The sequence below is a fragment of the Mycobacterium paraseoulense genome, assembly GCF_010731655.1.
Classification (GTDB): domain Bacteria; phylum Actinomycetota; class Actinomycetes; order Mycobacteriales; family Mycobacteriaceae; genus Mycobacterium; species Mycobacterium paraseoulense.
The window spans coordinates 4,828,936-4,839,885 of sequence record NZ_AP022619.1 but is presented as its reverse complement, the minus strand read 5'-3'; the positions used below and the strand labels follow the sequence as shown (position 1 = coordinate 4,839,885).

Annotated in this window: 11 protein-coding genes; 4 read left to right on the top strand and 7 right to left on the bottom strand. The window is 69.3% G+C overall.

Features of this window, described 5'->3' with window-relative positions; all coding sequences use genetic code 11:
* Positions 1-56: 56 nt before the first annotated feature.
* From G6N51_RS22545 to G6N51_RS22535, 3 genes are all read left to right on the top strand, one after another.
* Positions 57-284, top strand: coding sequence for a hypothetical protein (locus tag G6N51_RS22545; RefSeq protein WP_083171684.1), 228 nt, complete (start codon positions 57-59; stop codon positions 282-284).
* A gap of 212 nt (positions 285-496) precedes the next feature.
* Positions 497-682 carry a hypothetical protein gene (locus tag G6N51_RS22540; RefSeq protein ID WP_046182717.1) on the top strand — a complete coding sequence of 62 codons (186 nt, stop codon included), beginning with the start codon at positions 497-499 and terminating at the stop codon, positions 680-682.
* Positions 683-902: 220 nt separating this feature from the next.
* Positions 903-1,664: an RNA polymerase sigma factor gene (locus G6N51_RS22535; protein WP_232078455.1), complete on the top strand. Its 762-nt coding sequence runs from the start codon at positions 903-905 to the stop codon at positions 1,662-1,664.
* A gap of 12 nt (positions 1,665-1,676) precedes the next feature.
* On the opposite strand, the gene G6N51_RS22530 is transcribed toward G6N51_RS22535, so the two are convergent.
* The 7 genes from G6N51_RS22530 to G6N51_RS22500 all read right to left on the bottom strand — a co-directional run bounded on the left by G6N51_RS22530 (position 1,677) and on the right by G6N51_RS22500 (position 9,265).
* Positions 1,677-2,303 carry an FHA domain-containing protein gene (locus G6N51_RS22530; protein ID WP_083171685.1) on the bottom strand — a complete coding sequence of 209 codons (627 nt, stop codon included), beginning with the start codon at positions 2,301-2,303 and terminating at the stop codon, positions 1,677-1,679.
* A gap of 222 nt (positions 2,304-2,525) precedes the next feature.
* On the bottom strand, positions 2,526-3,680 hold the full coding sequence (locus tag G6N51_RS22525) for a glycosyltransferase family 4 protein (protein ID WP_083171686.1): 1,155 nt from the start codon (positions 3,678-3,680) through the stop codon (positions 2,526-2,528).
* Between the two features lie 38 nt (positions 3,681-3,718).
* The gene (locus tag G6N51_RS22520) at positions 3,719-4,252 is read right to left on the bottom strand and encodes a DUF3592 domain-containing protein (protein ID WP_142274930.1); all 534 of its coding nucleotides are present in this window, start codon (positions 4,250-4,252) and stop codon (positions 3,719-3,721) included.
* Between the two features lie 7 nt (positions 4,253-4,259).
* The gene (menD, locus tag G6N51_RS22515) at positions 4,260-5,885 is read right to left on the bottom strand and encodes a 2-succinyl-5-enolpyruvyl-6-hydroxy-3-cyclohexene-1-carboxylic-acid synthase (protein ID WP_083171688.1); all 1,626 of its coding nucleotides are present in this window, start codon (positions 5,883-5,885) and stop codon (positions 4,260-4,262) included.
* A gap of 28 nt (positions 5,886-5,913) precedes the next feature.
* Complete coding sequence (locus G6N51_RS22510; RefSeq protein ID WP_083171689.1) at positions 5,914-6,696, bottom strand: alpha/beta fold hydrolase; 783 nt, start codon at positions 6,694-6,696, stop codon at positions 5,914-5,916.
* Positions 6,693-7,664, bottom strand: coding sequence for an o-succinylbenzoate synthase (locus G6N51_RS22505; protein WP_083171690.1), 972 nt, complete (start codon positions 7,662-7,664; stop codon positions 6,693-6,695). Before G6N51_RS22505 ends, G6N51_RS22510 begins: the two co-directional genes overlap by 4 nt.
* Positions 7,661-9,265, bottom strand: coding sequence for an amidohydrolase (locus G6N51_RS22500; protein WP_083171691.1), 1,605 nt, complete (start codon positions 9,263-9,265; stop codon positions 7,661-7,663). Before G6N51_RS22500 ends, G6N51_RS22505 begins: the two co-directional genes overlap by 4 nt.
* A 66-nt stretch (positions 9,266-9,331) precedes the next feature.
* Here G6N51_RS22500 and fadD8 point away from each other — a divergent pair, with 66 nt between their 5' ends.
* On the top strand, positions 9,332-10,933 hold the full coding sequence (gene fadD8, locus G6N51_RS22495; protein ID WP_083171692.1) for a fatty-acid--CoA ligase FadD8: 1,602 nt from the start codon (positions 9,332-9,334) through the stop codon (positions 10,931-10,933).
* The last annotated feature ends 17 nt before the right edge of the window (positions 10,934-10,950 follow it).

Here is a 10,950-nt window from a genome sequence, read left to right as displayed (position 1 = left end):
CTGTGAGTGCGGCCAAACCCGGTCCGCGCCAACACAAATCACAATCAGGAGAGACGATGAACACCAACGACAAGCTGGCCCTGCGCCGGCAAAGCATCCGCGCCTTGACCGGCGACGAGCTGCGCATGGCCCACGGCGGTCAGGGCGGCAACGGCACCGGCGGTGGCAACGGCACGGGCAGGACCACCAAACACACCACGATGCCCAGCTCGGGAACGCACACAGGCACCAGCACCAATCCGACGGCTACTCATTTACCCACGCAGACGCTGACGGTGGCCTAGCAGAGCCCAGCGCCTACCCGAAGAGACCGCCCCACAACCGATTTGGTGTCGATTGTGGGGCGGTTCTCGCTGTGCCGGCAGGTAACCGGCCGGGTTCGGCAAGTGCAAAATCTCCGCGGGAAAAGGGTCACCCTTCGACGTCGCCGGCGCTCCTACCTATGAGCGGGCCCACCCGGGCTTGCCGTCAACAAATCACCAGAAGGAAAGGTCACATGAGTATCAACCACGACAAGATCGCGCTGCGCCGGCAGAGCATCCGCACACTGACCGCCGACGAGCTGCGCATCGCCCACGGCGGCCGCGGCAACGGCACCGGCACGGGCACCGGCCACGGCACGGGGACCGGCACCGGAAACGGCACCGGCACCCGCACGGCGCACACCAAGACGAAGGCGTGAGCTGCCCATAACACGTCAAGATCGTCGCCACCGCCCCATCACCGAGGTAACGGTGATGGGGCGGTGGTCGTCGTCGGCATGCTCCCCGCAGCCGAGTCGGCTTACCGGCACTTGCCGAACAAACCCTTACCAAACGGATAGGAAACCCTTCCCTTTCGGGAGTGGAAACTGGCTTCCACGGTAATTACGAGATCACCCGCCATCGCCGAGCATTTCAGTCATGAGTTTCATGACCACACTGCCGAACAGCCCCATCGTGAGCGACGCGGACCTCGCCCGGGCTGCTGCGGCCGGCGATCGCGCCGCGCTGGCCGGGATCTACCACCGCTACGCCGCCCCGCTGCACGCCTACTGCGTCGGCATGCTGCGCGATCGGCACGCGGCCTCTGACTGCGTGCAAGAGGTCTTCTGCACGGCGACGACAGAGTTGCCGAAGCTTCGTGACGCGGACAAGCTGAGGCCGTGGCTCTACGCCATCGCCCGGCGCAGCGCACTGCGGACCCTGTCCGAACGCCGCCGCGAGGCCGCGTCCGACGAGCTGCCCGACAACGCGGCCACCGGCCCGGGGCCGTTCACGCTCACGGCCCAGAACGAACTCCGCCAACTGATCGCCCAGGCCGCCGGCGGATTGTCCGAGCGCGACCGCCAGGTGCTGGAGCTCGCCTACCGCCGTGGCATGACCGGAGCCGAGCTCGCACGAACGCTCGGCATCAGCTATGACTCGACCAAGAAGCTGCTGCAGCGGCTGCGCGACACCATTGAACGCTCGTTGGGGGCGCTGTTGGTGGCCCGCCGCGCTCCCCAGAACGGATGCCCGCGCCTCTCCGCGGAGCTGTCCGGCTGGGACCAACAGTTCACCGTCCTGATGCGCAAACGCATTGCGCGCCATATCGAGTCGTGCCCCACATGCGACGAATACCGCCGCAGCGCCCTCAACGCCGTCGCCATGCTCGGCGGCGGGGTGCTCGACAAGGTCTCCTAGTGACGCGGCCGCTCACCGTTGCCGCGGGCGACGCTCACGCAGCATGGAGCGGTTGACAGCCCCGAGGCGGATGGCCGCGTTGGCCAGCCGGACCCGACGATCTCCATCGGCGTTGATACCGAACTTGTCGTACAGGTGTTGCAGATGCTGCTTGACGGCCGCCTCCGTAACGAACAGCTCCTGGGCCATCCGACGAACCGACGCGGGCTCGGGAAACGGGTCATCGGAGACGAACGGCCGACACAACACCTTGAGGACCTCGAGTTCGCGCTGGGTCATCCGAGGCGGTCGCAGGACGGACTTGCCGGTTTCGGTTTCTTGATCACCCGGTGCTTCGTCGGCCCCCCTTGTCATCCAGAAGACCAACCGTGAACTGCCCAGGCGTAATTCGTCTCCAGACCGCAGGATCCGTTCCGCGGCGATCTTTTCCCCGTTGACGTAGGTGCCGTTGCGGCTACCGAGATCCCGCACGGACCACGCTTGCCCGAAGTTCTCCAAGACGGCGTGCACGCGGGACACGGTCGGGTCGTGCTCGAACGACACGGCGTTGGTCAAGGCCTTGCCCAGGGTCACTCGTTCACCGCTCAGCGCGATCAGCTCCCGTCCCGAGGGTTTCCACACCTCCAAATGGGAAGACATGCTGACCCCTCCTATCAGGCCAATCCTGCCCCTGCGACCCAGAGCTTGGTCGGGATCACCCATCCATCGATGCGGCCGGTGATCAAGTCGTCGACCTTGCCCCGCCGATCCGGCACCAAACTTGGATGTTAGAGCGCGACACACGGCCGCGAGAAGCGTTCAGCAAAGATGCCGACAGCAAATCATCCCGCAGCGATGGCCGGCGCGGGGCTGACCGCTAGCTCACTGCCCCTGCGCGTACCGCTTGGCGAACATCCGCCGGCGGGCAAACGGCGACAGCACGGCCTCGTAGTGGCCGAGCAGCTCGTCACAGATGACCGGCCAGCTGCGGCCGAGCACGCTGCGCCGGGCGGCCGGCGCGTAACGCTGGCGTTCGTCGATCAAATGGGTGACGGCCGCCGGCAACTTCGCTTCGAACTCGTCGACGCCCAGTAACAAACCGGTGCGCCACGGCGTGACGAGGTCACGTGGGCCGCCGGCGTCGGGGGCGATCACCGGCAACCCCGACGCCAGCGCTTCCTGCACGACTTGGCAGAATGTCTCGTGCTCGCCGGGATGCACGAAGACGTCCATGCTGGCGTACGCCGCCGCGAGTTCGTCACCGTACAGAGCTCCGGTGAAAACCGCTGTCGGCATTGCCTTTTGCAACTTGTTCCGGTCCACGCCATCACCGACGACGACGACCTGTAGCGCCTCCCGCGCGGCCAGCGGAATCAGCCGCTCGACGTGCTTCTCGGGCGCCAACCGGCCCACGAAGCCGACGATCGGCTTGCCCTGGGGCGACCATTGCCGCCTGAGCGCCTCGTCGCGTGCCGACGGCGCGAACCGCAGCACGTCGACCCCGCGCGCCCAGTGGTGGACCCGGGGGAAGCGGTGCGCGACAAGCGATTCCATCGTCACGCTGGACGGCGCCAGGGTGCGGTCGGCGAGGCTGTGCAGATGGCGGAACCAGGCCCACGCGGCCCGTGTCGTCATCGGGATGCCGTAGCTCGCCGCGAAACCCGGTACGTCGGTTTGATACACCGCGACCGTCGGCACCCCCAGCCACCGCGCCGCCTTCACCCCGCCGTAGCCCAACAGCGCCGGCGAGGCCAGATGCACGACGTGCGGGTCGAATCCGCGCAGCACCTTGACCATCCGGGGCATCGGCACACCGAGCGGCAGCGTGGTCACCTTGGGAAACATCCGCGACGGAACCCGATGCACGCGGATTCCGTCGTAGACGCGATCCGCTGGGGGCGCACCGGGCGGGGTGTCCGGGGCGATGACGAGGGCTTCGTGACCCGTCCGGCGCAGGTGCTCGAGCACCCGGATCACCGAGTTGCTGACACCGTTGACTTCCGGCAGGAACGATTCGGCGACGATGGCAACGCGCACAACATCACGGTGTCAGCACCGACTGTCGAAAAGGTTGCCTACGGGCATACGTCGCGCGAAATCTGCTGGTCGGCAGCGTCACTGCGACGATCCAGCAGCCTGTCCAGCACCGCCAGCCCGATGAGCAGCCCCGTCGCCGCCAGCCAGCACACCACCGCGATGGAGCCGGCCGGGATGATCGCCAGGCCGGCATTGCGGTGCTGCACGCGAACCAGATTGGGATCGTTCTTGTTGTACTCGACGTAGATCCGCATTCCCGTGGCCAGATGTGACGGGTACAACACGCCGAGCTCCGGGCGATAGGTGACCCGCTCGGGTGTGACGAATTCGATGGTGGAGCGCCGCGGCCCGGCACTGAGCACCTCGGCCTGCGCCACCCCCATGTTGTGTTGAATCGCAAGGTCGTCGCGCCAGGCCCCGGCGACCAGCAGGACCGACTGCACCGTCACCAGGCCGGTCACGATGAGCACCGCGATGCGGGCCCAGCGCAACGCAATCCGCGAGCGGGTGTTCGGCGGGTGATCGCTGCGGCCGTGAATGAGTATGTGCAGCAACCTTTTCGGGTGGTTCACCGGACCCTCATAGGGACGCCTTGATGGCGGCGTGCAGCTGTCGCAGCGAGGAGCGGTCGGCCTTGACCTCCAGCACCCGCATGCCGGCCGCGGGCTCGTCGAGAGCCGCGCCGAGCTGGTCGACCTCGATCTGCCTGCTCTCGACGTGATAGGCGCGGCACAGCGCACCCACGTCGACGTCGTGCGGCGTGCCGAAGATACGCGACGACACGTCGGAGAACCGCGGGTCGCCCTGCTCGAGCAGTTCGAAGATGCCGCCGCCGTTGTCGTTGGAGACCACGATGGTCAGCCGGCGCGGCGTCGGCTCGGTGGGGCCGATCAGCAGCCCGGAGCTGTCGTGGACGAACGTCAGGTCGCCGATCAGCGCGACGGTGCGCCCCTCGTGGGCCAGGGCGGCCCCGATCGCGGTGGAGACGGTGCCGTCGATGCCCGCCACACCTCGGTTGGAGCGCACCCGGATGCCGTGGGTGTCCAGGCCGACCAGCGCCGCGTCGCGGACCGGGTTGGACGCGCCGAGCACCAGCTGGTCGCCGGGGCGCAGCGCGTCGGCGACGGCCGCCGCGACGTGCAAACCGGTGGTGAGCGGGTGTGCCTCGAGTTGGCCGCGCACCGCCTCGTTCGCGTGCCGGTTGACGTCCGCGCAGCGCTTCAGCCAGGCCGGATTCGGGGCGCCGGTGGTGACCGCCCGGGTGCCGGTGGCCGCCGAGTTGCCCGAGACGTCGGGCCAGCGCGGTCCGGTGGTCAACGCGTACACCGGCACCTGGGGGTCGGCCAGCAGCGCCGACACCGGCCGGTGCAGGGTCGGGCGGCCCAGCATGATCACCTGCTTGGGGCGCAGCAGCGGCAGGGCCAGCGGGTGCAGCGGGTTGGCGGGGGCGGGCGCCGTCGGCTCGGCGACGGTCGGCAACTCCGCGAGATTGGGCTGCGCGCCCGCGCCGTGTCCGGCGATGACGATGGTGTCGGGCGTCAGGTCGATGTCCAGCGGCTGGTCGAAGGCGACGGGCGGGGTGTAGGTCCACGGCCGGCCGCCGGGCCGGCCCTGCGGGGCCGCGGCGCCGTGCGGCTCCGGACCGGGGACCAGCGGTTCGCGCAGCGGGATGTCGAACTGCACGGGACCGGCGTTGGCGGTGCGAGATCCCGTGGCGGCGGCCAGGACTCGGCAGGTGGCCGAGCGCCAGGTGGCGTTCAGGGCGGCCAGCCGCTCGGGGGCGTCCTCGGCCAGGCCCAGGCTGATGGCGGCGCGGACCTGGGTGCCGAAGTAGCCCAGCTGCTCCATGGTCTGGTTGGCGCCGGTGCCCAGCATCTCGTAGGGCCGGTTGGCCGACAGCACGATGAGCGGCACGCGCGCGTAGTTGGCCTCCACCACGGCCGGCCCGAGGTTGGCCACGGCGGTGCCGGACGTCATCGCAACGCACACCGGCGCACCGGCGGCGATCGCCAGGCCGATCGCCAGGTAACCGGCGGTGCGCTCGTCGATGCGGACGTGCAGCCGGATCCGGCCGGACTGGTCGGCGTCCTGCAGCGCGAACGCCAGCGGCGCGTTTCGCGACCCGGGGCACAGCACCACGTCGCGGACGCCGCCGCGAATCAGCTCGTCAACGACGACCCGGGCCTGTGTCGTCGAGGGGTTCACTCCTACAGCCTGTCACAACCCGAAAAAACTAGTTGCTGGCGAAGAACTTCAGCGCCGCCTCGTTGACGGCCTCCGGGCGCTCGAAAAAGCCGAGGTGGCCGGCGTCGGCGATCTGCACGTACCGGCCGTTGGGCAGCGCGTCGGCGACCTCACGCCCGAGGTAGGGGGGCGTCAACACGTCATCGGAGAAGCCGATCACCAGCACCGGCGTCGTGATCGCGCGGTAGGCCGGCAACCGGTTGGTGTACGGGGCGATGTCCAGCTGGCAACGCATTCCCGGGGTCGACTTGACCGGCCACATGGAGAACATCGCGATCCAGTCCGCGACCGCGACGTCGTCGTTGAGCGTCTTGTGCGAAAAGTTTTCCAGCAGACGGATTTTCGCCTCGTACGAGCTCGGCAGCTGGACGCCGGCGTCGGCCAGCTCGGCCTCGGCGTCGCGGAAGAACTCGCGGGTTTTGTCCATCCGGCCGCGGGTGCCCATCAACACCGCGGAGCTGACGAGTTCGGGCCGGGCGAGCATGAGTTCCTGGGCGATGAACGCACCCATCGACATCCCGACGATGCGGGCCGGAGCGGCGTCGAGTCCTTCGATCAGCGCCGCGGTGTCGGCCACCATGGTCTGGGTGGTGAAGCCCTGGGCGTTCTCGGTGGCGCCGATCCCGCGATTGTCGAACGTGATGACGCGGTAGCCGGCCGCCAGGAACGCGGGAAGCTGGTAGGGGTGCCAGGTCCGACCGGCGCCGCCGTGACCGCTGATGAACACCACCGGCTCGCCCGAGCCCCGGTCGTCGTAAGCCAGGTTGATCACCCGGACGACGGTACAAGGAACCGGTGGCAGGCCTCGACCCGGTCGATCCACCACTGCCGCCGCTCCGCGGGCGCGGCGAGGGCCCGCAGCCGCCCCGGATCGGGCGTGACCGGCCCGACCGCCAGGGTGCCGTCGACGGGCGGGGCGACCTCGGCGACGTCGTGGACGAACAGCCCGCCGGTGCCCAGCCCGCAGGCGTGGTCCAACACCGGCAGGGCGGCCGCGGCGGCCAGGCCCGCGGCGATTCCCACCGCGGAGTCGATCGCGCTGGAGACCACGACCGGGATGTCGATCTGCGCGGCTAGCGACAGTAGGGCCGAAATGCCGCCCAGTGGAGCGACTTTCAGCACGGCGATGTCGGCGGCACGGGCGCGGACCACGGCGAGCGGGTCGTCGGCCTTGCGGATGCTCTCGTCGGCGGCGATCGGCACGTCGACCCGCCGGCGCAGGGCCGCCAGTTCGTCGACGGTCGAGCAGGGTTGTTCGAGGTATTCCAGCGGGCCGTCGGCGGTCAGCGCGGCCGCCGCCCGCACCGCCTGCTCCACGCTCCACCCGCCGTTGGCGTCCACCCGCACGGTCGGCACGAGTTCGCGCACCGCGTTGACCCGCTCGACGTCGTCGGCCAGGGTCTGGCCGGGCTCGGCGACCTTCACCTTGGCCGTGCGGGCGCCAGGGAACCGGGCCAGCACCTCGCCCACCCGGGCGGCGTCGACGGCCGGCACGGTGGCGTTGATCGGGATGCGGTCGCGTCGCGGTGGCGGCGGCGGGCGGTAGGCGGCCTCGACGGCCGACGCCAGCCAGTGCGCGGCCTCCGGCGGCGCGTATTCCAGGAAGGCCCCGAACTCCCCCCAGCCCGCCGGCCCCTCGATGAGGGCGACCTCCCGGGTGGTGATGCCGCGGAACCGCACCCGCATCGGCAGCGCGACCACGTGCAGGCGGTCGAGCAGGTCCCTCAGGGCGGGCCTCACTGGCCGTAGACCTGGCGGCCCGCCAGGAACGTCGCACGCACCTCGAGGTCGGCGATCTGCTCGGGCGGCACGGCCCGCGGGTCCGCCGACAACACCACCAGGTCGGCGTACTTGCCCACCTCCAGCGAGCCGGTCACGTCGTCGGCGAACAGCTGCCACGCCGCGTCGATGGTTTGCGCGCGGATCGCCTGCTCGACCGTCAAGCGCTCCTCGGGCGCCAGCACCCGGCCGCTGGGAGCGGTCCGGGTGGCCGCGACGCTGATGTTGCGCAGCGGCTCCTCGGGCGTGACCGGCGGGTCGTTGTGCAGCGAGATGCGCATTCCGGTGGCGACCGCGGAACCGGCCGGCATCCAACGGGATCCGCGCTCGGGCCCGAACAGGCCGTCGACGAGGATGTCGCCCCAGTAGTGGATCTGGTCGACGAAGATGCTGCAGGTCACCCCGAGGTCGGCGGCGCGCTGCAGCTGCTCGGGCCGGATAGCGCCGACGTGCTCGAGCCGCAGCCGGTGGTCGGGGCGCGGGTGCTGGTGCAGGGCTTCTTCGTAGACGTCCAGGATGGTGTCCACACCCGCGTCGCCCTGCACATGGCAGGCCATCTGCCAGCCCCGCGGCAGGTACGCGCCGACGATCTCGGTCAGCTGCTCGCGGGTGTAGTTGGCGCAGCCACAGGAACCGGGCGTGATGCCGGCCGAGCGGGTGGCGGCGGTGTCCAGGTACGGAAACGACAACGCGATGTTGCCGATCCACGGCGAGCCGTCCACCCAGATCTTGATACCGACCTGGCGCACCATGTCGTCGCCTTCGCCCGGGCTGGCGTCGGTGGACAACTGTGCGTTGGAGACCTCATAGGTGCGCAGCCGCACCGTCAGGTCCTTGCGCAGCTGCTCGACCAGCGGCTTGAACTTCGGGTCGAAGGCCATCTCCGAACAGGTGGTCAGGCCGGCACGGTTCAGCCGGGCGCACTCGGCAAGCAACATGTCCGGATAGGCACCGCCCTCAACCGCGCCGCCCAGCAGCGGGAACACGGCACCGATCTCCTCGGCCGTGCCGTCGAGCTCACCTTCGGCGGTGCGGCCATACTTGGCCCCTTTGGGGTCGGGGGTGCCGCGCGTGAGCCCGTTGATTTCCGCGGCGCGCGAGTTGAAGTAGGCCTTGTGGCCGGAGTTGTGGATGATCACCAGCGGTCCGTCCGGCGCGATGTCGTCGAGCCAGCTCAGGGTGGGATCGGGCAGGCCGGGCTGCAGCAGCGCGTCCCAGCCGTTGAGGTAGGCGCCTTGGGATCCCCGGCGCGCGGCCTCACGCCGAATCGCGTCGACCACCTGCTTGGGATCGCGGATGGTGACGGGGCGGATGTCGACGATCCGGTCCGACAGCGCGATCGCCTCCATCAGTGGATGCCCATGCGCCTCGACGAATCCCGGCATGACGCAGCCGTCGCCGACGTCGATCGTTTCGGTGTCCGGGCCGATGTGGTCGGCGACATCGGAGCGGCTGCCGACGGCGACGATGCGCCCGTCGGCGACGGCGAGCGCCTCGGCGGTGGGCCGCGACTCGTCGACGGTCAATACGGTTCCGGTGACGACGAGATCTGCGGGAGCCATAGGCAGGGAGCGTAGTGGTCCGAGGGGGTGGCTGACCGGAATTGCAACACGTTCTAGTCTTGCCCCATGAGTGACGATCTGCTGCGCCATCCCATTCATTCCGGACACCTAACGGTCGGTGCGCTCAAGCGCAACAAGGACAAGCCGGTGCTGCACCTCGGCGACACCACGCTGACCGGTGGTCAGCTCGCCGAGCGCATCAGCCAGTACATTCAGGCGTTCGAGGCGCTCGGCGCGGGTACCGGCGCGACCGTGGGGCTGCTGTCGCTGAACCGGCCTGAGGTGCTGATGATCATCGGCGCCGGCCAGACCCAGGGTTACCGGCGCGTCGCGCTGCACCCGCTGGGCTCCCTGGACGACCACGCCTATGTGCTGGGCGACGCCGGCGTGACGTCGCTGATCATCGATCCCAACCCGATGTTCGTCGAGCGGGCGCTGGGCCTGCTGGAGAAGGTGCCCGCCCTCAAGCAGGTCCTGACCATCGGCCCGGTCCCCGAAGCGTTGGGTGATTCCGCGGTGGATCTGGTCGCCGAGGCCGCGAAGTATCCGCCAAAGCCGTTGGTGGCGGCCGACCTTCCGCCCGATCACATCGGCGGGATGGCCTACACCGGTGGCACGACCGGCAAGCCCAAGGGCGTGCTGGGCACCGCGCAGTCGATCACCACGATGACCACGATTCAGCTCGCCGAATGGGAATGGCCGGAAAACCCGCGTTTCCTGATGTGCACCCCGCTGTCGCATGCCGGGGCGGCGTTCTTCGTGCCGACGATCATCAAGGGCGGCGAGCTGGTGGTGCTGACCAAGTTCGACCCCGCCGAGGTGCTGCGGGTGATCGAGGAGCAGAAGATCACCGCCACGATGCTGGTGCCGTCGATGATCTACGCGCTGATGGACCACCCCGATTCGCACACCCGTGACCTGTCCTCGTTGGAGACCGTCTACTACGGCGCCTCGGCGATGAACCCGGTGCGGCTGGCCGAGGCCATCCGCCGCTTCGGGCCGATCTTCGCCCAGTACTACGGGCAGTCCGAAGCCCCGATGGTGATCTCCTACCTGGCCAAGAAGGACCACGACGAGAAGCGGCTCACCTCCTGCGGGCGGCCCACCCTGTTCGCCCGCACGGCGCTGCTGGGTGCCGACGGCGAGCCGGTGCCGCAGGGCGAGGTCGGCGAGATCTGCGTGTCCGGGCCACTGCTTTCCGGCGGGTACTGGAACCTGCCGGAGGAGACGGCCAAGACGTTCAAGGACGGCTGGCTGCACACCGGTGACATGGCCCGCGAGGACTCCGACGGGTTCTGGTTCATCGTCGACCGGGTCAAGGACATGATCGTCACCGGCGGGTTCAACGTGTTCCCGCGCGAGGTCGAGGACGTCGTCGCCGAGCATCCGGCCGTCGCGCAGGTGTGCGTGATCGGCACGCCGGACGAGAAGTGGGGCGAAGCCGTCACCGCCGTGATCGTGCTGCGACCCGACCATCCCTCCGACGAGGAGTCGGTGGCGCGGGTGACCGTCGAGATCCAATCCGCGGTCAAGGAGCGCAAGGGTTCGGTGCAGTCGCCCAAGCAGGTGATCGTCGTCGAGTCCGTGCCGGTGACCGCGCTGGGCAAGCCGGACAAGAAGGCCGTGCGCGCGCAGTTCTGGGAGGGCGCCGAGCGCGCCGTGGGCTAGGACTTCTGGTGCCGAGC